The 21176-nt window shown below is 71.3% G+C and carries 17 protein-coding genes and 2 pseudogenes; 9 read left to right on the plus strand and 10 right to left on the minus strand.

Annotation, left to right across the window (positions count from 1 at the left end):
- Window positions 1-15 precede the first annotated feature (15 nt).
- Window positions 16-918 carry an alpha/beta hydrolase gene (locus ACFYZZ_RS08670; RefSeq protein WP_389173684.1) on the minus strand — a complete coding sequence of 301 codons (903 nt, stop codon included), beginning with the start codon at window positions 916-918 and terminating at the stop codon, window positions 16-18.
- A 107-nt stretch (window positions 919-1025) separates the two neighbouring features.
- Here ACFYZZ_RS08670 and ACFYZZ_RS08675 point away from each other — a divergent pair, with 107 nt between their 5' ends.
- Window positions 1026-2060, plus strand: coding sequence for a PucR family transcriptional regulator (locus ACFYZZ_RS08675; RefSeq protein WP_389172996.1), 1035 nt, complete (start codon window positions 1026-1028; stop codon window positions 2058-2060).
- On the opposite strand, the gene ACFYZZ_RS08680 is transcribed toward ACFYZZ_RS08675, so the two are convergent.
- The 3 genes from ACFYZZ_RS08680 to ACFYZZ_RS08690 form a co-directional block, all read right to left on the minus strand.
- Window positions 2061-2981 (minus strand): serine hydrolase, encoded by a 921-nt coding sequence (locus tag ACFYZZ_RS08680; RefSeq protein WP_389172998.1) that lies wholly within the window; start codon window positions 2979-2981, stop codon window positions 2061-2063.
- 107 nt (window positions 2982-3088) lie between these two features.
- A complete protein-coding gene (locus ACFYZZ_RS08685; RefSeq protein ID WP_389173000.1) occupies window positions 3089-3889 on the minus strand; it encodes an SAM-dependent methyltransferase in 801 nt (266 codons plus the stop codon).
- Between the two features lie 63 nt (window positions 3890-3952).
- Window positions 3953-6043: a SpoIIE family protein phosphatase gene (locus tag ACFYZZ_RS08690; RefSeq protein WP_389173001.1), complete on the minus strand. Its 2091-nt coding sequence runs from the start codon at window positions 6041-6043 to the stop codon at window positions 3953-3955.
- Between the two features lie 290 nt (window positions 6044-6333).
- On the opposite strand from ACFYZZ_RS08690, the gene ACFYZZ_RS08695 reads away from it, so the two are divergent.
- The 3 genes from ACFYZZ_RS08695 to ACFYZZ_RS08705 all read left to right on the plus strand — a co-directional run bounded on the left by ACFYZZ_RS08695 (window position 6334) and on the right by ACFYZZ_RS08705 (window position 9385).
- A complete protein-coding gene (locus ACFYZZ_RS08695; protein ID WP_389173003.1) occupies window positions 6334-7317 on the plus strand; it encodes a hypothetical protein in 984 nt (327 codons plus the stop codon).
- Window positions 7318-7611: 294 nt separating this feature from the next.
- The gene (locus tag ACFYZZ_RS08700; protein WP_389173005.1) at window positions 7612-8829 is read left to right on the plus strand and encodes an MFS transporter; all 1218 of its coding nucleotides are present in this window, start codon (window positions 7612-7614) and stop codon (window positions 8827-8829) included.
- 85 nt (window positions 8830-8914) lie between these two features.
- Complete coding sequence (locus ACFYZZ_RS08705) at window positions 8915-9385, plus strand: DUF6174 domain-containing protein (protein WP_389173007.1); 471 nt, start codon at window positions 8915-8917, stop codon at window positions 9383-9385.
- Between the two features lie 10 nt (window positions 9386-9395).
- Here ACFYZZ_RS08705 and ACFYZZ_RS08710 read toward each other — a convergent pair.
- Window positions 9396-9490 (minus strand): annotated as a pseudogene (locus tag ACFYZZ_RS08710).
- A 209-nt stretch (window positions 9491-9699) separates the two neighbouring features.
- On the opposite strand from ACFYZZ_RS08710, the gene ACFYZZ_RS08715 reads away from it, so the two are divergent.
- Complete coding sequence (locus tag ACFYZZ_RS08715; RefSeq protein WP_389173009.1) at window positions 9700-10671, plus strand: Rieske 2Fe-2S domain-containing protein; 972 nt, start codon at window positions 9700-9702, stop codon at window positions 10669-10671.
- A 23-nt stretch (window positions 10672-10694) separates the two neighbouring features.
- Here the strand turns inward: ACFYZZ_RS08715 and ACFYZZ_RS08720 are convergent, their stop codons facing one another.
- Window positions 10695-12602 (minus strand): glycoside hydrolase family 5 protein, encoded by a 1908-nt coding sequence (locus tag ACFYZZ_RS08720; RefSeq protein WP_389173011.1) that lies wholly within the window; start codon window positions 12600-12602, stop codon window positions 10695-10697.
- 418 nt (window positions 12603-13020) lie between these two features.
- Between ACFYZZ_RS08720 and ACFYZZ_RS08725 the strand changes: the two genes are divergently transcribed.
- Window positions 13021-13197 (plus strand): hypothetical protein, encoded by a 177-nt coding sequence (locus ACFYZZ_RS08725; RefSeq protein ID WP_386577677.1) that lies wholly within the window; start codon window positions 13021-13023, stop codon window positions 13195-13197.
- A gap of 15 nt (window positions 13198-13212) precedes the next feature.
- Here ACFYZZ_RS08725 and ACFYZZ_RS08730 read toward each other — a convergent pair.
- The 4 genes and pseudogenes from ACFYZZ_RS08730 to ACFYZZ_RS08745 all read right to left on the minus strand — a co-directional run.
- Window positions 13213-13374, minus strand: a pseudogene (locus tag ACFYZZ_RS08730) (glycosyltransferase); the annotation flags it as partial.
- 100 nt (window positions 13375-13474) lie between these two features.
- On the minus strand, window positions 13475-14263 hold the full coding sequence (locus tag ACFYZZ_RS08735) for a lectin (RefSeq protein ID WP_389173686.1): 789 nt from the start codon (window positions 14261-14263) through the stop codon (window positions 13475-13477).
- Window positions 14264-14568: 305 nt separating this feature from the next.
- Entirely contained in the window at window positions 14569-15981 is a 1413-nt protein-coding gene (locus ACFYZZ_RS08740) for an FAD-binding oxidoreductase (RefSeq protein WP_389173013.1), read from the minus strand.
- A gap of 69 nt (window positions 15982-16050) precedes the next feature.
- Window positions 16051-19275 carry a BTAD domain-containing putative transcriptional regulator gene (locus tag ACFYZZ_RS08745; RefSeq protein WP_389173015.1) on the minus strand — a complete coding sequence of 1075 codons (3225 nt, stop codon included), beginning with the start codon at window positions 19273-19275 and terminating at the stop codon, window positions 16051-16053.
- Between the two features lie 302 nt (window positions 19276-19577).
- On the opposite strand from ACFYZZ_RS08745, the gene ACFYZZ_RS08750 reads away from it, so the two are divergent.
- The 3 genes from ACFYZZ_RS08750 (at window position 19578) to ACFYZZ_RS08760 (ending at window position 21102) form a co-directional block, all read left to right on the plus strand.
- Window positions 19578-20063, plus strand: coding sequence for a DoxX family protein (locus ACFYZZ_RS08750; protein ID WP_389173017.1), 486 nt, complete (start codon window positions 19578-19580; stop codon window positions 20061-20063).
- Window positions 20064-20159: 96 nt separating this feature from the next.
- On the plus strand, window positions 20160-20654 hold the full coding sequence (locus tag ACFYZZ_RS08755) for a nucleoside deaminase (RefSeq protein WP_389173018.1): 495 nt from the start codon (window positions 20160-20162) through the stop codon (window positions 20652-20654).
- A gap of 256 nt (window positions 20655-20910) precedes the next feature.
- Window positions 20911-21102, plus strand: coding sequence for a hypothetical protein (locus ACFYZZ_RS08760; protein ID WP_389173729.1), 192 nt, complete (start codon window positions 20911-20913; stop codon window positions 21100-21102).
- Window positions 21103-21176 lie beyond the last annotated feature (74 nt).

Here is a 21176-nt window from a genome sequence, read left to right on the forward strand (position 1 = left end):
CCAGCTTGGTTCATCTCACTCGGTCAGGGCACGCCGCAGGCTTGCGGCGAGTTCGGCGATCTGCCGCTGCGAGATCTCGGCCGACAGGATCGCCTGGGACCCGTGGAACGTGCCGGGCCACTGGTGCAGCTCGACCGACACGCCCGCCCGCAGGAGGCGCTGTGCGTAGGTGATGTCCACGTCGCGGTACGGACAGAACTCCGCGGTGGCGATGTGGGCGGGGGGAAGCCCGGTCAGGTCGGTGGCCCGTGCCGGGGCGGCGTACGGTGTGGCGGGCGCGGCGCCCAGCCAGTGTCGCCACGCTGCGGCCATGTGGGCGTGGCCGCCCCCGAGCGTCGCGGCGACGGGATCCGTCGACCATGTCTCCTGCCGGTCGTCGAGCCCCGGCTGGTTGAGCAGTTGGAAGCGGATCGGCGGTCCCTGCTGGTCACGCGCCCGCAGCGCCACCGCGGCCGCCATGGCCCCGCCCGCACTGTGCCCTCCGACCGCGATCCGGGCCGGGTCGATGCCGAGTTCGGCCGCGTGCTCGGCCGTCCAGGTCAGCACGGCGTAGGCGTCGTCCAGGGCGGCCGGGAACCGGTGCTCGGGAGCCAGGCGGTAGCCCACCGAGATCACCGTCGTGCCGGAGGCGGCAGCGAGCCGGGTGGTCCACGGGTGATCGGTGTCCAGGTCGCCCATGACCCATGAGCCGCCGTGCAGCCAGACGATGGCGCCCTGCGCCTGCGCCCCCTGCGGGCGATAGATCCGCACCGGCACGTCCGGGTCGGCGGGTACGGTGCGGTCCTCGATGTCCAGGCCTGTGGTGTCCGGGACCGGTGCCGCGGCGGCGCGCGCCGCGTAGTTCTTGCGGTCGGCGATCGGGTCGCTCAGGTCGACCTGGGGGACCAACGGGATGAATGCTTCGAGTTCGGGATCCATGTCGGTCATCCTCACAGCCACCACCCCGGGGTTCATCCGCCAGGCGTCGGTCATCTCGCCCCGAACTCACGCCGGTTGGCGCACCCGTCGGCACCTATCCTGGCGTCATGGAGGCACTGGCCGAACGGCTGTCGCACCTGGACACGCACGTCCAGGGCGCGATCCGCGTCGTCACGTTCTACGACACGCTGATGCGCCGCCGCGTCGACCTCCCGGCGCTCGCCCGGGCGTCGGCGGCCCTGGCCGAGTGCGTGGCCGGGATCCGGCTCCACGGCACAGCGCGCGCGATCCGCATGGCGCCCGACGGCAGGGAGGCGCCCGCTCCGTCGGCACCCGCGTCCAGCACGGCGCCGGTCGTCCTCGACGAGGAGGAGATCGGCAGTGTGTGGCTGGAGCGCCCCGGCCCGCCCGGCCCGCTCGACGAAGTGCTGCTCGACCGGCTCGCCATCGCGGCCGCGGCCGTGGCCGAGCGGTACGGCCCGGCCCGCACCACCATGGCCGACCCCGCCCTCGTCGAACTGGTCGTCAGCCCCGACTGTGACGAGGCCGCCAGGGCCCGGGCGCTACGGCTCCTGGGGTTCGCCGCCGACCTGCCGCTTCGCGTCGTCGCCCTGCGGTCTCGGGTTCCGCTCGACCGGATCGGCGGCCTGGTCTGCCCGGCCCGCCCGGTGAAGGCGGCGACGCTCGCCGACGTGGGTGTCATCCTGGCCACCACAGTGGACGCCGACCGCTTTCCGGCGGACGTACGCGCCGGCATCGGCGCCGCGGACAGCCCCGACCGGTCCTGGCGGGAAGCCCGCACCGCCCTCCGCTTCACCACCGCACGCCGACCGGTCGTCCACCACGACGACCTGGGGGCGTTGGCACTGCTCGCCCGGATACCCGAGGACGCCGCGCGGGACAACGCCGACGTGGCCGCGATCGCCCGTATCGCCGGCAACCCGGAAGACCTGGAGACCCTGGACGCCTACTGCGCCACCGGCTCCCTGCGCCGGGCCGCCGACTGTCTCCATCTGCATCACAGCAGCGTCGCCCGCCGGCTCGAACAGATCGGAAGGACCCTGGGTATCGAACTCACCGAGCCCACCGGCCTGTTGCGGGCCAGGCTCGCCCTCACCGCATGGCGGCTGCTCGACGACTGATCACCCGGTGTGCCTCCGCCGGCGAAGGTGCTCGACGGCAAGCCGGGCGGCCGTGCCGATCACGGAATCCGCCTGTGGCGTCTCCGTACCGGGCCCGGTGGGCCTGGTGAACACCGCCACCGCGAAACGGGAACCGTCCGGGAACCGTACGACTCCGGCGTCGTTGCTCACACATCCGGGAACCGTGCCCGACTTGGCGGCCACCCGCACCTCGGCACCGAACCCTGCGGCGATCTTGCGGGTCAGCCGCTGCTGACCGATGACGGTCCGTACCGCGGCGCAGGCGTCGGCGGGCCCGGCCTCGTCCCGCCAGATCATCCTCAGCAAGGCGGCCGTCTGCCCGGCCGTCGCGCTCGTGATCCGCCCCGGCCGCAGGGACGGAGTGGACAGCGCGCGCTCCCATATGCGGTCGGCATCCCGTGGCGAGCCCGCCTCGCCCATCGCGCGGTTCATCTCCGCCCACCCGGCGAAGCCCGTATCGCGGCCGATCGCGTCGAACTCCTCCTGGATCGTGCCCGCCAACCGGATCCGGTCCAGGCCCAACGCGGCCAACCGTGCGTGAATCCGCGACACCGACACCCGACGGATCACCACGTCGGTCGCGGTGTTGTCGCTGATCGTCACCATCATCCGGGCCACATCGCGCAGCGAGACCTCGGCCTCGTCCTCGAAGATGCAGAACCCCTGACCGCCCGGCGTGGCCCGCGACGGCGACAGCCGGACCCGCTCGGCCAGGTCCAACTCGCCCTCGGCGCCCTGGCAGAACAACTCCAACGCCACCGCGATCTTGAACGTGGACGCGGCGACCACCAACTCGTCGTCGCCCAACACCACCCGCCCGGGACCGTCGACGTCCAGGACAGCCACACTGCCCTGACACCCGGCCTCCGCGAACACCTGCTCAAGTCGGTCCTCGATCATCCGCCCACGATCACTCACCCACCCCCGGGCCGGGGGACGATTCGCCAGCGGTGAACGGTGAACGGTGAACGGCCGGGATGGCCCATGCGCCCCGAACCGCCTTGAGATCACGTGGGCTTGCAAGCAACCCCTCCGTAGAAGCCGATCTCGGCCGACCTCGGCGGAGGCGGGGTGTCCGGGCGCCAGAACGGGACCTGGGCCAGGCCGGGCTCGACCAGTTCGAAGCCGTCGAAGAACCCCTCCACCTCGGCGCGGGACCTCAGGTTCAGCGTGGCGGTGGCCTTGTTGTAGACGGCCTGGGCGGCGCTGCGGTCGGCGAAGTCGCCGGTGGCGTGCGAGAGCACCAGGAAGCTGCCGGCCGGAAGCGCGTCGCGCAGGGCGGCGACGGTCTGCGCGGGCTTCTCCGCGTCGGTGAGGAAGTGGAGGACGGCCACGAGGAGGAGCGCGACCGGCCGGCCGAAGTCGATGGCCCGGCGGACCTCGGGGTGGTTCACGATGGCCTGGGGGTCGCGCACGTCGGCGAGTACGACACTGGTCGCGCCGGAGCTGCTGGGCAGCGCGTTGGCGTGCGCGGCCACGATCGGATCGTTGTCGACACAGGCCACGCGGACGTCCGGCGCCAGCTCGTGGGCGATCTCGTGCACGTTCGGCGAAGTGGGCAGCCCGGTGCCGATGTCGAGAATCTGGCGTACCCCGCTGCTGACGACGTACCGGACGGCGCGCCGCAGGAAGGCGCGGTTGGCCTGCAGGCCTATGCGCACCTCGGGTGCGGCGGCGGCGAGTTCGTCGCCGGCCCGCCGGTCCACCTCGTAGTTGTCCTTGCCGCCGAGCAGGTAGTCGTAGATCCGCGCAGGGTGCGGCCTGCTGGTGTCGATCTCCCCGACGCTGAAGCCGCCGTCCTGTCCCACACCCCGCTCCTCTCGACGACCGCCTCGGCCCCACCCGCGAACGGTTCACGACAGCTTCGCACATCAACTCCCATGCCCGGACGCGTGGTTGTGCTGTGCACGCAGGAGCAGGACGGTGACGTCGTCCGTGTACTGCCCGGACGGCCACGCGTGCTGGATGAGGCTGTCGGCGAGGTGCTCGAGGTCGGGGTCGGCCGTGCCCGCCAGGTGCTGGAGCAGGCCGGACGTGGTGTCCGCGGCGTCGCGTCCGGGAATCTCCACCAGCCCGTCGGTGTACAGCGCCAGGGTGGCTCCGTCGAGCAGGGGGGTGGCGGTGACCGGGTAGGGCACGTCCGTGCCGATGCCCAGGGGCGGGCCGGGCTCGATGTCCAGAATCCGTCCGCCGTGCTGAGCATCGTGCAGGAGTGGGGGTACGTGACCCGCGCTGGCGAGGGTCAGCCGTCCCTGGGCCAGGTCCACGTGGGCGTAGAGGCAGGTGACGAGCAGCTCGGATTCCAGGTGCGCCAGCAGCCGGTCGATGCGGGACAGCACCTCGTCCGGTGCCGCCCCGGCGGTCGCGTGGGCGTGGATGGCGATGCGGACCTGTCCCATGAGGGTGGCCGCGGCGATGCTGTGGCCCTCCACGTCGCCGATGACCGCCGCGACCGTGGTGTCGTCGAGGGGGAGCAGGTCGTAGAAGTCTCCGCTGACATCGAGCCCGTGCCCGGCCGGCAGATAGCGGGCGGCGAGTTCGAGGCCGGGCAGGGTGGGCAGGGTGCGGGGCAGCAGAGTCTGCTGGAGTTCGTGGACGAGACGGTGCTGGGCGTCATAGAGGCGGGCGCGGTCGAGCGCCTGGGCGATGAGACGGGCCAGCGGCGTGAGGACCGCGCGCTCGTCGGCCGTGAAGGTGTGCGGACGGTCGTAGGACAGGATGCAGCAGCCCACCGGCCGGCCCGTGATGACCAGGGGCAGGAAGGCCCAGGCCTGTTTGCCGCTGATCTCGGGCGCCAGGGGGTGGCTGCGTGCCATGTCGGCGGGGCTGGCGAAGAAGGCGGGCACGCCGCTGGTGAGGACCTGGCCGGCGGGGGTGAGGTCGGTGTCGAGGGGGAGGGCGTCGAGGCGCTCGACGATGTCGTCGGGGTAGCCGTGGTGGGCGGTGATCTTCAGGCGGCCCGCTTCCGCCGCGGACAGGACCATGCCCTGGGCTTCGAAGGCGGGGAGGATCTGGTCGGCGATCAGGGTGGCGACGTCTCGTACGGTCACCGGTTCCGTGAGGGCCGCCGCCAGGTGGACCAACTGGTAGAGACGTCCGGTCGGCGCCGCCGCGGGCCGCTGTGCGTCGGGCGTCGGCGAGTCCGCCGGCCGCGCGGGCGCCGCCGTGCCCGCCGGCTGCTGGGCGTACGGAGTGATACGGACGCTGATACCGCTGGTGTCCGGGTGGAGACGGAAGGTCAGCCACTGGTCGGGCGGCCGGAGCGCGTCGAAGGAGAGTGGCGTACGGCTGACGACGGCGGTGCGGTACTGGTCCTCGTACGCGGGGTCGTCCAGCCAGCGCAGTGCCTGCCAGGGCCGAGCGCCCAGCAGCTGGTCCGCGGGGCGCCCGAGGAGCCGGGCGGCGGTGCTGCTGACGAAGGTGACACGGCCCTCCAGGTCCAGGGCGAGGGCGCCCTCGGGCAGGCGATCGAGGTAGTCGGCCGCGGCCATTGCGGTCTGGGTCGGGTGGCGTACGGCTTCGAGGGGCCAGATTCTCGGCTGCTCGGGAAGGCCGGGTGGCCGAGGGGCGTCGTCCAGCAGGCGGGCCAGCCGGTGTGCGCTGGCGATGAGGTGGCCGCGCTCGCGCCGGGAGGCCTCCTGAGGGTGGTCGCCGGGCCACATGAGAACGATGCCTCCCCAGCACCGGTGCACGCCGGTCAGGGAGACGGCCGCGAGCGCGAAACGGTAGGGCAGGACGGCCGCGGTGATCGGATAGCGGCGGGCCATCTCCTCCTGGCTGCCGATCCACACCAGCCGGTCGTCACGGATCGCGTCGGCGACCGGGACAGGGGCGGTGAGCGGCAGGCGCTGCCAGGTCCGGCTGAACTCGACGGGCAGCCCGCACAGCGCCACCAGGCGCAGCATCGGCTCCGACTCCTCGATCAGATAGAGGCCGCCGATCACGGCGCCGGTACGGCGCATGACGTCCGTCAGACCCGTCCCGAGCGCATCGTCCAGTGACCCGCCACCCTTCGGTAGATCACCGGGCCGCATCGTGCTCTCCGCTCACTTCCGGGCGGCGCCACCGATCCACGCGTCGACGTGTCTGTGCATCGGCCGCGCGACGTAAATTTTGCCTTATCGGGACCATATGCCCGATCTGGATCACTGCCAAGGCGGACGGCCCGACCAAGATCAGACTGCCTGGTGTCGTCCGGCGACCGAAGGCGAGGCCCCGACCGTCCTCGCCGTTCACATACCAGGGGGGCCATGTGTCCACGTCCTCTGCGGGTCCGTCCCGTCGTCACCTGCTGACCGGGAGCGCCGGGTTGGCGCTCGCCGCGTCAGCCGGGTCCCTGATCTCGCCCACCCGCGCTGCCGCGGCCGAACCGGCGACCGCCGCGCTCTACCAGCTCAAGCCGCCGCACCTGCTGGAGGCCGAGACGCTGGTGGAGTACCTGCGGCTGCGTGCGAACCAGTGGGACCACAACCGGTACAACGTCGAACAGACCAACGGTGAGAACCTCGGCAGAACCCAGGTGACCTGGGGCCGTCCGGGGCACCCGGAAGAGTTCGAGAACCTCTCCCAGTGCGCCTCGTTCATGACGAGCCTGCTGCAGCGCTCCTACGGCGCCGACACGGCGTACGGCTGGGCCACCACGGCCTACTTCAACCAGTACTTCCCGCCGAAGGACACCTTGCCCCGCACCACCTCGTTCCCCAACGCCGAGGATCTGCAGGCAGGCTTCCTGAATGCCTCCGACGTGCCGCACATCGACCCGGTGACCAAGCCGGTGAACCTGCGTCCCGGCGACATCGTGGCCTGGGACTACGACCCCAACGCCAAGAGCAGCCCCTACACCGGGCACACCGTGATGATCCGTGCCTGCCTCGGCACCTTCGCCTCCTCCGTCGACAGCGAGCTGGGGATCACCGGGGTCGTCCCGCACCTCTTCCAGATCGTCGACTGCACCAACAGCCCCCACGGCGGACCCGACCTCACCAGCCAGTCCAGCATCGACCGCTACCGTTCGTACCCGGACAGCCGCGCCGAGATCGCCGATGACAACACCACCTACTCCGAGCACAGCGGCGTGGGCTACGGGCACATGATCTTCTACGCGGACCCCGACACGTCCCTCTTCGTCGGATACCGCTGGAGCGTCAACTCCGCCACGCCGCAGGCCGCGGTCGCGCAGCCGGTCACGGGCAGGAAGCAGATCGCGGCGGGCCGCGTCAACGCTTTCCTGGTGTAGCCGGGCGGAGCGGGCTGCCGGCCGGCCAGGCGCAGGGTGTGGGCGGAGCCGAGCGCCGGCCGGCCGGCGGACGGGGTCTCTTCCGGGTGGCCGGCTACCGACGATGCGTCAGGTACTGCGACACCGTTGGGAGATGGCGAGCGGGATCCAGGAGTTCCCGGCGTTCGCAAAGACCATGGAACTGCTGTGCGGAAAGTTCGGAGGCTGACCCCCGGCCGGGTGTGGTGGGACCGGACGGCGCAGCACGGCGTTGCGAGGCGCACCGCGCCCGATGGCCGATGCCTATGGTGGGACGTGAGCAGCAGCGACGCAGAGCCTTGTCGGCGGGGTGGCGGACGCCCTGGGTACAAGTCCGCGGCGGGCGTCTTCGCCATCGGAATGATGGGCACCACCCTGCCCACACCGCTGTACGGGCTGTACCGGGAGCAGATCGGGTTCTCCGAACTGATCGTGACGGTGGTGTTCGCCGTATACGCGGTGGGCGTCATCACCGCCCTGCTGATCGCCGGCGGCTTCTCCGACGTGCTGGGACGGCGGCCGGTGCTGCTGGCCGCGCTCGGCCTGGCCGCCCTCAGTGCGGTCTGTTTCCTGTTCGAGGTCGGACTGCCGCTGCTGTACACGGGCCGGGTGCTGTCGGGCTTCTCGGCCGGTCTGCTCAGCGGCACGGGCACCGCGGCCGTACTCGAACTGGCCCCGCCCGCCAAACGCGGCCGTGCCGGGCTGGCGGCGACCGCGGCCAACATGGGTGGTCTGGGACTCGGTCCGCTGGTCTCCGGCCTCCTCGCCGAGTACGCCCCGTGGCCGCTCAAGCTTCCGTTCGCCACCCATCTGGCGCTCCTGGCCGTCGCCATGGTGGTCGTCTGCCTGCTGCCCGAGACCGTGCGCCGTACCGTTCCGTGGCCGTCGCTGCGACCGCAGGGCATGAGGGTTCCGCCGGAGGTGCGCGGGGTGTTCGCTCCCTGCGCCCTCGCCGCCTTCGCGGGCTTCGCCATGCTCGGCCTGTTCACCGCCGTCGCCCCGGCCTTCCTCACGCAGACACTGGGGGAGCACAACCTGGCGGTCGCCGGTGGCGTCGTCTTCTGCGTGTTCTGCGCCTCGACCGGTGGCCAGCTGCTCATGGGACGGGTCGGTCCGCGCCGCGCCCTGCCCGGGGGCTGTACGGTACTCGTCGCCGGACTCCTCCTCATCGCGTCCTCGCTGCTCCTGGAGTCCTTCCCGTTGCTGCTGGCCGGAGCGGTGACCGGTGGCGTGGGGCAGGGGATGGCGTTCCGCGCCGGGCTGACCGAGGTGAGCACCGCCGCGCCTGCGGCGCACCAAGGCGCCACCATCTCGGCGTTCTTCGTCGTCGCATACGTGGGGATCTCGTTGCCGGTCGTGGGGGTGGGCGCCATGACGCTGGCGCTGGGGCTGCGCGGCGCCGGCCTGGTGTTCACGGCGTGCGCGGTCCTGCTCGTGACGGCGGTCGGCATCCGCGTGCGACGGAACCTGTCCCCGGCCACCGCCCGGTCCTGAACCGAGGTTCGGGCCGGTCGGGCGAACGTTCCGTGGTCCTCCGGCGTCGAAGGAGAAACTGCCCGCACAGGTGAGAGGCCCGAACATGACATCCGTCCGTCTGGTTCCCCGGTCCGCGCTGCCCCGCCTCGCACTGATGGCGGGGCTCGTCTGGGCAACCGCCGCGTGCCAGGGGGAGGCCGACGTCAACAGAGCGGCGCAGGCGGAGAGCAACGCCTGGAAGGAGCCGTCGGCGTACACGTACACCCTGAAGTCGAGCGGGGGAGAACGGCTCCTGATCGGCACCTTCCGGGTGACCGTGCGGGAGGGGAAGGCGGTGCGTGCGGTGGGGCTGGACGAGCTGGGCCGCAGGGTGGTGAAGCAGTCCCCCGGGGCGGTGCCCACCATCGGCGCACTGGTGAAGGAACTGGAACAGGCCCGTCGCGACGGCGCGCACACCGCGGATGCGGAGTTCTCGACCACAGGCTATCCACTGCGCATCACCCTGGACCGGTCGGCGAACGCCGTCGACGACGAGGCCGAGTACGCGATCAGCGACTACGTGGTCGGGCGCTAGCGCAACTGTGCGGAGAGGGCAGGATTTGAACCTGCGTGGGCCCCGCGGGGCCCGACCTTGAGGCGTGCTCGTAGGTCCCCGATAAGCCACTCCGGGCACCTCTCCCCGTGTCCGGCCTCCGGTTTCCCGTGCCGTTCACGTGAATGAGAGTGGCAGGAGCCGCTGACCCGGGCCTGACACACCGCTGACACGACCGCCGTGTCTCGCCCTCGGCAGGATGACCGGCTATGGAGACATGACCGTAGCTACCTCATACGAGTGACCTCGCCGGATATGTGATCTTCGACGTCTCGTCCCGTGTTTGGCTGCCGGCCATGACGACGACGGACGAACTGCCCTACCCCAGCGGCTGGTTCTACTTGGCACGCGCACCCGAACTGGCCCCCGGCAGTGTCCTGACCCGCCGTTTCCTGGACGAGGACATCGTCCTCTACCGCACCCGCGACGGCCGGCTCCGCGCGGTGCGTCCCCACTGTCCGCACCTCGGCGCGCATCTCGGGGCGGGCGGCACCGTGCGGGGCGAGAACCTGGTGTGCCCCGTCCACCGCCTCCCCTTCGCCCCCGACGGCACCTGTGTCGGCACACCCGACGGACCGCCACCGCGGGCCTGCCTGGAGCAGCACACCCTCAGCGAGCGCAACGGCCTCGTCCTCGCCTGGTACGACCCGGAGGGCGCCGCACCCACCTGGGAAGTCCCCGACACCGCCCACGCCGGAGTCGTACCGACGGCCGCCTGGAGCACGGAGGTGCGCACCCACCCGCAGGAGATCATCGAGAACACGCTCGACTACCGGTATCTGCCCGTCCCGCACCAAGTGGACGTGCGGGAAGTCGACTTGGCCAACGCCCAGGGCCCTCTCCTGCACACGCGGCCGCGCCTCGGACCGGACCGGCCTCCCGCCCTCAGGCACAGGATCCGGGCCGACCGCACGTTCCTGATGGCAGGGCTGGGATACCTCCGGGTCGAACTGCCCATGCCCTCGCTCGGTCTCGTCAGCTACCTGTGGGCCATGCACACACCCACCGGACCCCGCCGTACCCGCATGCTGGTCGCGACGGCCTGCGCGGACCTCCGCGGACCGGAAGCCACCGGAGCGTCGCTCCCACGGCACGGCCTGCACCGAGCCTTCGCCCGGGCGATGTTGAAGACCGCAGTCGGCAAGGTCCGCCAGGACCTGAGGAACTGGAACACCAAACGGTACGAGCCGCGCCCTCGCCTCGCGGTGAACGACGAGGGCATCGGCCTGTTCCGCCACTGGGCCCGCCAGTTCTATCCGTCATCCTGAGGGGCCTCTTCGCGCGGCTTTCCTCAGGGCAGGGTCCGGCACAGCAGCGCATCGGGTCCCGGACGGCTGCCGAAGCGGGTGGTGAAGGCGATCCCGGCGGCGTACTCGTTCGCCGTGCACTGGCCCTTGTAGTCGCCGTAGGCGAAGTCGCCGCCCGCCTCGTCGGCGGGGCGGTTGTCGGACCGGTCGAACCACACGGTGCGTCCGGTTCCCGACAGCGTGGTGCGACCCGGCACGCACAGCGCTGCCGACACACGCTCCCCGCGCAGGCTGTAGCCGATCAGGAAACCGCCCTGCGGGCACTGGAGTTTGGTGTACCCGGACGCCCAGTCCCCGCCCGCGGGGACGTACCGCTCGTCGACGACGACGGTCTGACCCGCGGCGGAGGCCCGCAGGTCGGCTGTCCCGGTGTCGGTGCACAGGCCGCGGCCGGTGGTGTGACTCAGGCCGATCAGCCGCAGCCCGTCCGGACAGGCGGCCTTGTAGGCTCCCGAATCCCAGTCTCCCGTGGCCCGAACGCGCAGGGACTCCACCGCGTCGGCGTGGTCGGTGCTCAGCATCCGCCACACCGGAACGGCCGCGACGGGACCGGCCGTGCTCGGCGCGGACATGAGGTGCTGCCATGCCGTACTACGCCAGTCGCCGGGGTCGAGGATGCCGTCGCGGTGTCCGCCGGTGTCGTAGCGCAGCAGTGCCCAGTCGTCGTGCCCGGCGAAGCCCACCAGCGGCCAGTACGCGAAGTCGGCGTCGTGGTCGGCGAAGTAGTCGGTGACGTTGCCGAACCAGGTTCGCGCTGCCGTGTTCGTCTCGTTGCTGCCGGTGCCGAACTCGCTGACCCACACGGGTGCGGTGTAGTGCCGGCCGGTCTCCTCGACGAAGAACGCCTCGTCATCGAGAGCCGCGGCGAGCTGGTCGCGGGTCAGGTCCTGGTAGCGGGGGTCGTGCGTCTCGCCGATGCCGGTGGCGCCGCTGTGGTGGGGGCCGGTGTAGCCGTAGAAGTGGGCGGAGTAGACCAGCTTGTGGGAGTCGACGAGGGTGTGCGAGAGGGTGCGGGCGGGGGTGAGCATCGGCCGGCCGTGCGGGAGCCCGTCGACGGGCACGCCGGTCCAGTTGATGCCCTCGATGACGATGAGGAGACGGGGGTTGGCCTCGGTGAGGATCCGGTCGGCCGCGAGCTGGGCGGCCGCGTACCAGTCGTGGTTGTCGCCCAGGCCCCAGTTGGGGTCGTCCAGGACGTCGCGTCGCACCTCGTTGTACAGGTCGGCGCCGACCACGCGGGGCACAGCGGCGTAGCGGCGGGCCATGAAGACCCAGTCGTCGGCCCACTGCTGCGTGGACTGCCCGCTGTTCCACCGCTCGTTGCCGTCGATCCCGCAACACCAACGGGACGTGTTGGTGTGGTTGTTGAGGATGACGGCGAACCCGCTGTCGCTGAGCGCGCCGACGACGGCGTCGTAGATCTGCAGGGGCGTCCTGCCCCGCAGCTGGGGGTTGGCGCTCACGGCGTTGTCGGGCACCGGGGTCGTGCTGTGGACCATCTCGTTGGAGAACGGCAGCCGGATGGTGTTGATGCCCAGCTGGTGGAAGTCGGCGAGCAGGCCGTCCAGCGGGACGCGGTCCAGGCCGAGCGGAATGCCGTGGGAGTCCTGGCCGGCGTGGTGGTTGGCGGGGTCGGCGATGCTGCCGCTGCCCGTCCACGAGCCTTGTGCGCCGTCCCAGTTGGCAGCCTTGAGGCGGAAGCGGTTGCCCTGGGCGTCGACTATGTAGCGGCCCTGGGTCGACAAGGGCGCGGCCCAGGTGGCCGAGGCCGTCACAGCGGCGGGTGAGCGCGGTGGCGGTGTGGTGGCGGACGCCGTTGCCGTCTGCGCGGCCACGAGCAGGAGGCCCGCGGCTGTTGCTGCCAGGCGCAGGACAGCTGGTGCTATCGACATGTGGACAGCCCTCGGTAGTTGGGGGGGGCCGCCTGGGGCGGGTGGTGTGACTCCGAGGATGCAGAGTGCCCGATGGGGCTGAGAAGGTCCACACCTGATACGCCGTCACGGGGCTTGGTCGTGATCGGTACCGACGGCCGCGTCTGCAACGCGTGAGGGCACGGGAGCTGGAACAACTGGCAGTCGGTCGGCTCCATCGGCTGAGGGGGCCTGCTCCGCTACCTACGACTCGCGGACCCCGGAGACCCGAGCAGATCGCTGGCGAAATTCCGGTTGATCCTTTCCGCCATCCACCGAGAGATGCCCCGTTCGGGCGCGGCGTGGCATATGAACCGGGGTAGGAGCTGCTCTCGCCTTGCCGCGCCTCCCGGAGGATTATGGAAGGTGAGTGAACAAAAGCGAGCAAAGGGGGCCCGCCATGAAGACCGGAGCCTCGGATTACGACGCCTGGCTGTACTCGCACACCCCCTCCCAGGCCGAGGGTGAGCGCGACGAGCCGGCCGAGCGCGCAGCCATGGAGCAGCACCCGGACGTCCCCAGGACCGAGCCGTCCCAGGCGGAGGGAGAGCGGCCGCAGGACGCCGACTCTGCATGATCACCGATTTTCGTCCACCTGAGCCGCGCCCGCCCGGGTGGCCGTCGTCGTGGTGCCCGCGCCGCCATGGTGCACCACGGCGGCCACCCGGCTGACCATCGCCTGCTGGTTGATCTCGCCCCCGACGAAGCAGTCGTCATGGTCGTCGATCAGTGCCAGGTCGGCCCGGCCGCGGGCCCGCGGCCGCGCCACCGTCCAGGGACGCCGCCAGTTCGGGATGGATCACGACGGCGGCGCCGCTTGCGTCTCCTCCCTGCCTTGCGCGAGAACCAGGCCCTCAGTTCAGGACGGTCTGGGTGACGACGATGTGGCCGTCGTCAGGGTTGAGGCTGCCGCCGAGTCGGCTGAAGGCGCCGTCGGTCAGGTCGAGGCACTTGGGTTCCTGCGGGGTCTGGGCGAAGGTGCCCCGGTCGTTGATGCGGACCACCAGGGACCTGCCGTTGGCGGTGTTGGTCACCTGGACGCGTGTGCCGAACGGCAGTTGAGGCTGACGACTGAGTGAAGTCGCCGCCGTGTCGGCGTTGTTGTCGAAGAGCTCGCCGCTGGCGGTGAGGGCGCCGGGCGGCTGGGGGCCGTAGTGCGTCGCCCAGCACTGGTTGGTGGTCTGCGTGGCCGGCGCGTTCCATTTCTGGTCGGCGCCGCCGCTGCAGCTCCAGATCTGGGCGCGGGCGCCGTTGGCCGCGGAGTTGTCGGTGACGTCCAGGCACTTGTCGGCCTGCGGGTTGACGATGTCGTGGGCGGCGGTGACGGTCCACTTCTGGTTCGCGCTGCCGGTACAGGACCACAACTGGACCTTGGCGCCGTCGGCGGTGGAGTTCCCGGTGACGTCGAGGCACTTGCCCAGGGCGCGGACGGTGCCGTCGCTGCCGACCGTCCACTGCTGGGCGGCGGTGCCGTTGCAGTCGTAGAGCTGAACGGCCGTGCCATTGGCGGAACTTGCCCCGGCGACGTCGAGGCACTTTCCGGCGAGACCGGTGATGGTGCCGGTGGCGGCCTGGGCCGGAGCCGCGGTGAGGAGACCTGTCGAAACGGCGAGGACGGCGACGGCGAGCGTGGAACGTAACAGGGCTGAAGGCGTGGGGGGTTGTGCGGGCAAGGGGGAGTTCACAACCTTTCACGGTCGGCGGACGGGCGGGATCGGACCCACCCGGCAGACCTGGAACGTAAAAGGTCTGAACCAATCGCGTCAAGGTGTGAACTAGCCGTGGAGTAAGGGGAGTTGTGTCTTTTCGGTCACTCGCGATCGAGTCGTTCGAGGGCCGACCGTCGGGAGCGGAAGCGCCCGATCAGCGCGCGGCGGACGGCCCTCGGCACCCTCTCGTCGTCCCACTGGCCGGGCCTCGGCCCAGAGGGTCGGTCAGGGAGGGTCGGTCAGGCCGCGTTGGAGGGCCGGATGTTCTGGTTGAGGCGGAACAGGTTCGTGGGATCGTAGGTGTCCTTCACCCGCACCAGCCGCTCGTGGACCGCGTCGGGGTACGCGGCGCGCACCTTGTCCTCGGCCGCGTCGCCGGTGAAGTTGACGTACATGGTCCCGCGGCCGTGGCGGGCGATCTCCTCACGGGCGCCGCGCGCCCAGGCGATCTGCGCGTCGAAGTCGGTCGGGTCCGGGGACCGCGCGATCACGTTGCACAGGACGCTCGCATCACGCTGGCTGAAGGCCGTGGCCTCGGCGGGCACTCGGGCGAAGGCACCGCCCAGGTGGTGCAGATGGAGTTCGCTCGCGGGCGAGGGTGTCGTCAGGTGGTGGCGCAGGACGGCGTCAAGGGCGGCGTCGGACGGCTCGATGAACGCCGACGTGAAGTAGTTGTGCGCGCCCGCCGTCCACAGCGGGTCGAGCAGTGTCTGCATGCCGGTGTACGGCATGGGGCCCATGAGGTCGGCGATCGGTGTCCCCAGCGTCCGCAGCGGGGCGACGGCCGCCTCGCCGGCCGTGGGGTCGCCCGCGTACATGCCGGCCAGCACCACGATGCGGGTGCCGTGGACCTCCGGGGGCAGGAAGGGCAGCGGGGGCGCCGTGGTGAAGTTGATCAGGGTCGTCAGCTCGTCGGGCATGGTCCCGGTCAGCTCACGCCAGCCCGTGACCACCTGACGGGCCTGCTCCAGCGGATAGATGATCAGGCCGGCGAGGACCTGCGGCCCGACGGGGTGCAGCTGATACTCGAGGGAGGTCACGACACCGAAGTTGCCGCCGCCGCCCCGCAGGGCCCAGAACAGCTCGGGGTTCTCGTCCTGGGCCGCGCGCACCACACGGCCGTCCGCCGTGACGACCTCGGCCGCCGTCACGTTGTCGGAGGCCAGACCGTGGCGGCGCAGCAGCCAGCCCACCCCACCGCCGAGCGTGAAGCCCGCGATGCCGGTCGAGGAGATCAGGCCACCAGTCACGGCCAGACCGAAGGCCTGGGTCTCGTGGTCGAGGTCGCCCCAGGTCAAACCGGTCTGGGCGACCACCCGGCGGCGCACCGGGTCCACGATGGCGCCCTTCATGGGCGACAGATCGATGACGATGCCGTCGTCGCAGGTCGAGAACCCGGCGATGCTGTGGGAGCCACCGCGTACGGCGACGAGCAGGTCCTGACTGCGGGCGAACTCGACGGCGCGCATCACGTCCGCGGTCCCGGCGCACCGCACGATCAGCGCCGGATGCTTGTCATGGGCCGCGTTCCAGACCGCGCGGGCCTGGTCGTAGTCGGCGTCGTCGGGGCGGACGACAGTGCCGCGCAGGCCTGCCTCCAGTTCGGCGACGGTGGCGTCCCCCAGGATGCCCTTTGCCGTGTCGATCGACATGGTCGGCTCCTCGGTGTGAGTTGGTCGGGCTGACACTCAGGACCGTAGGCAGCACCTCTTAGCATCCACTCAGCAGCCGCTTTGACGGGAGGGCGACCAGGGCAGCGTGCGCCGCAGGACGGCCGGGCCGCGCGTGTCGCCGAGACCGGCGAAGAGATCACCCGCCCGGGCGGCCGCCGCCTCGGCCGCCTCGCGGTTGCCCGTCTCCCACAGCAGGCGGGCCAGTATCAGGGCGAGCCACCCGACGGCGCAGGTCGACCCGGCGACGTCTTCCAGGCGCTGGGCGCGGGTCAGCAGGGTGAGGGCCCGCGCCGAGTCACCCGCGGCCCTGGCCACGAGCCCCAGGTGGAGCAGGGTGTTGGTGGTGCCCGGGATGTCGTCGGTCTCTTCGAAGCCCGCTCGGACGTTGCAGAGGGTGGCCTGCGCGCGGTCGGTGTCCCCGGCGGCCAGGTGGAGCAGGCCCAGGCAACCGAGAGTGATGCCCTCCGCCCGGCGGTCGCCGAGCCGGCGCCGGATCGCCAGCGCCGCCTCGAGGTGCTTCAGTGCCGCGTCGTGGCCGCCGTGGCTCCGGTGGATGTTGCCGAGGGTGTTGAGGGCGAGGGACTCACCGTGCGGGTCGTCAAGCGCGCGGAAGCAGTCGACACCGTGCTCGGCCGCCGCGACGGCGGCACCGGTGTCGCCGTCGACGCGGCAAGCCCACGCGAGAGTCGCCAGGGCGTAGCCGAGTGCCCGGGCGGGGCCGACCGTACGGCCGACGAGCACCGTCTCCTCGTAGAACAGCGACACCTGCCGCGCCGCGTCGTCCTCGACCACGTAACCCGGTGTCATCACCGGGAAGAACGGCCCGCTCCCGCCCTGGACGTCCTCCAGCAGCCGGAGACACTCCGCGCAGGCCTGGCGCGCCACAGAGCCCTCGCCCCGGCAGACGGCCCAGACGCCCTCCAGGTGCGCGGCGGCGGCGAGGAGCGAGGGATCGCCCGCATCGTGGGCGAGGGTGCGGGCCAGGTCGAGGGCGGTGCGGGCGCGGTCCCACGTACCCCGCATCCACAGCAGGATCGCCTGCTGGCAGTGGGCGTACGCCAGCGCCGCCGGGTCCGTCCGCAGCTGGTGGATGCCTACGATCTGCTCGCCGATGTCCTCCAGCGGGGAGCGGTCGCCGAGGCGGATGGCCAGCACGGCGCGCCCCATCAGCGCTCTCGCCCGAGGGAGGGTGGGCTCCGGCGCGGCGGCCAGGGCGTCCTCCAGCCAGCGCCGGCCCTCGGCGAGGCGTCCTCGTTCTGGCCAGAACGAGCGCAGGGCCACGGCCAGCCGGAGCGCACTGTCCGGCTCGTGGCGCAGGAAAGAGCGCAGGGCGGCCCGGAGATTGCCGTAATCGGCCTCCAGCTCGAGCGAGGTGGCCCCGGAGATGCCGGTGGGCGGCTCTCGGTCCTGCGCCTCGGCCAGCTCCAGGTAGAACCGGCGATGCCTGGCCTCGGTGGCGGGCACTTCCCCGGCGGCCCGCAGCCGCTCGGCGGCGTACTGCCGGATCGTCTCCAGCAGCCGGTAGCGGACCTCGTCCTGCCGGGGCTCCGCCCACACCAGGGACTTGTCGGCCAGCCGGCCGAGGAGATCCAGCACCGAGGTGCCCTGCACACCGTCCGCGCACACCTCCTCGGCCGCGGCGAGGGAGAACCCGCCCGCGAAGACCGCCAGCCGCCGGAACAGCCGTCGTTCCTCCTCGTCGAGCAGCCGGTGGCTCCACTCCAGGGTGGCCAGCAACGTCTCCTGGCGGGTCGCGCCGCGCCGGCTGCCCCGGCCGAGGAGGGCCAGGGCGTCGTCGAGCCGTTCGGCGATCTGACGCGGGGCCAGTACGGGCACCCGAGCCGCCGCGAGCTCCAGGGCCAGGGGCATGCCGTCGAGCCGGAAACAGATCTGCGCGACGGCCTCCGCGTTGCCGGGGGTCAACCGGAACCCGGGGTCCGCGTCCCCGGCCCGCTCCACGAACAGCCGTACCGAGGCGAACCGGCCCAGCTCCTCCACGGACGGAAGTGTGCGGGGATCCGGCAGCCCCAGGGAGGGCACCCGGAAGGTCCGTTCCCCGTAGCTGCGGAGCGGCTCACGGCTGGTCGCGAGTACCAGGACGCCGGGGCAGCGGGTCAGGATCTCCGAGGCCAGGGCGGCACACGCGTCGATCAGGTGCTCGCAGTTGTCCAGCACCAGCAGCATCTCGCGGCTGCCGAGCTGTGCGAGCAGCGTTTCCCGGCCGCCGCCGGACGGTGGCAGCTGCAGTTCCAGGGCGGCGGCGACCACCTCGGGCACGAGGTGCGGTTCCGCAAGCCCGGAGAGGTCCACGAACCATGCCCCGTCCCGGAAGTCGTCGCCCCGGCGAGCCGCCACGGCGAGCGCGAGCCGGGTCTTGCCGCAGCCACCAGCACCGGTGAGGGTCAGCAGCCTGCCCCGCCCGAGCAGCTTCTCCACCTCGGCCATCTCACGCTCCCGCCCGATGAGGGCGGTCGCAGGCGCCGGCAGCCGGTGCCGTGGCGCCGCCGGCCGCTGCTCCCGCGCCTCGACGGAGCCGGCCAGCAGTTCACGATAGAGACGGCGCGTCTGCGGGTCGGGGTCGGCGCCGGTCTCATGACGCAGGACGTCCCGCAACTGCTCGAAGTCGGCCAGCGCCTCCCGCCGTTGCCCGGCGTCGGCCAGGACCCGCATCAGCGCCCGGTGGCCCGGCTCGTGCAGCGGGTCCTGCGCGACCAGGGCCCGCAGTACGTCGAGGGCCTCGGCCGTGCGGTGGTCGCGCTCCAGCGCCTCACCCAGCCCCAGCCGGAGCGCCGTACACCGCCCCTCCAGCGCCTCGGCCGCCTCGCTCGCCCAGGGCTCGTACCGGTCCTCGGGCAGCAACCCGGCATCGGCCAGGGCGAGCGCGGCACGGTAGTCCGCGGCACCGCCACCGTCCGAAGCCCGCCGAGCCGCCTGCTCGAACGCGTCGAGGTCGATCCGCACACCGCCGTCGGGTGCGAGCACCACCATGTCGTCACGGAGGACGAGCACGTCTCCCGGCGCGCCCGTGGAGGCCAGTGCATGCCGTACGGCGTGGAGCACCTGGTGGAGGTTGTTCGCCGCGGACGCCCGGTCGAGGTCCGGCCACAGAAGGTCGTAGAGCCGTTCCCGGTGCATCTGGCGGCCCGGTGACAGGCAGAGCAGTTTCAACAGGCTCCGGGCCTTGCGCAGCCGCCACGCCCCGGCGGCGACCGGGCGGTCCCCGACCGCAACGGCGAAACCACCGAGGAGCCGGATGTGCACCTCATCGGCCATGGCTGCCCTCACGAGCAGGCTACCGCCCGACCGCATCCAGGACCCGCGGGCCGTTCCCTACCCCCGCCCAGATGCATGATCGCGCTCGCGGCGGAAGGATCGGCAGAGAAGAGTCGGCCCATGTGGTCCACACTCCGCGACGCAGCGCGGGGCTCACCACCGACCGATGCCTCGGCACCCGTCCGAGCTGGGGGTATCGCCCGTTCCGGCGTTGTTACCGGAGCATTGACATGGACAAGAAACACACATTGCGACGTCTTTCGAGCCCTACAGGCACAGGAGCACACGCCGCCGGCGCACCCATGGCCTCCGCCGCCGACTGGGGCCTCCTGCTCGTCCGACTGACCATCGGACTGCTGATGGCCGCGCACGGCGCGCAGAAACTGTTCGGGATCTTCGGCGGGGACGGCCTGACGGCAACCGGTCGGTTGTTCGCGAGCATCGGTTACCGACCGGGAAAGCTCTTCGCCGTGATCGGCGGCCTGTCCGAGTTCCTCGGTGGTCTCGGCCTGGCCCTCGGACTGTTCACTCCACTCGCGGCCGCCGCCCTCATCGGCATGATGATCAATGCCATGGTCACCGTCACCGGCGCCCATGGCCTGTGGGACGCGGACGGCGGCGTGGAGTACAGCGTCTGCATCACCGTGGTCGCCATCGCCATAGCAGCCATCGGCCCGGGCCGCCTCGCCCTGGACCGCTTCTTCCGCTGGGGCACGGGCGGCTGGGGTGAGGCGGCGTTCGCCCTCGGTCTGGGCGGGGTTGCCGCTGCGATAACGCTGAGTCTTTAGCTGACCTCCAAGGGCAACTGAAGGCTCTGGTGAGGCTTGAGGTCCTACATATAACCCTCCACCCCTCCCTTGGGCTCAACCGCTGAGGAGCGCGCCATGCAGCCGACACCGGACATGCCGACCGGTCGGGACCGAACTCACCTGCTGGCCGCCATCGAAATCGCGGCCGGCGCGCGGAAGCACGGAAACCATCCGTTCGGCGCGCTGCTGACCGACTCCGCGGGAAACGTCCTGCTCACGGCCGAGAACACGGTGCTGACGGAACGCGATGTCACGGGTCACGCGGAGATCAACCTGGTGCGGTCGGCCTCGCGCACGCTGGAGCCGAATCAGCTCATCGAGTCCACGATGTACACCAGCACCGAACCGTGTGCGATGTGCGCCGGCGCCGTCTACTGGAGCGGCATCCGCCGAGTGGTGTACGCGCTCGCAGCCACGGAGCTGAACGTCCTCGCGGGAGCGGATCCCAACGAACCACTGCTCGACCTGCCGTGCCGCCAAGTCTTCCAGTCGGGTGGGAACACCGTGGAGGTGTCCGGGCCGTACCTGTACGAGGAGGCGGCAGCGGTGCACGCCGGGTATTGGGGGTAGGGGAGGGGTTCACCGTCATCTACGTGCGGCGCGTGGCTCGTTGAACCACAGCTGCAGCAGCCGGGCGGCCGGGTAGCGTCAGGTTGTTGCACACCTCATCGGGATCGACCCCGTGGGCCAGGAGCCGAGCCTAGGTCTCCGCGTCTTCGTGCTCGACCGCTCAATGAGCCGGCGTCCAGGTATTCGCCACAGCGGTATTCATTCGCTTGCCCACCAGCCCAACCAGCCGGTTTCCATGCGGGAGAGGGAGCTTCACGTGTCGTTCGTGCTCGTGTGGGTGGTGGCTCGCCGCGTGGTGCTGGCCGAATGGGCCGAGCAGTTGCGCAAGGAGTTGGCCGAGGCGGGTGGCCGAAGTCGTCAAAGGAGTTCGTTCTCCAAGGCCTACCTCGGAGGGGATGATCTTCGCCCCGCCAATGAAGCCGAACAACGTCAATCGGCGCTTGGTTGACGAACGGCACGAACCGCTCGTCGAACTCACGTGTGGTGCCGGCGGCGGTAGGGGACGCGGACCGTGCGCTTGGC

The sequence above is a fragment of the Streptomyces sp. NPDC001816 genome (assembly GCF_042892235.1).
Taxonomy (GTDB): Bacteria; Actinomycetota; Actinomycetes; order Streptomycetales; family Streptomycetaceae; genus Streptomyces.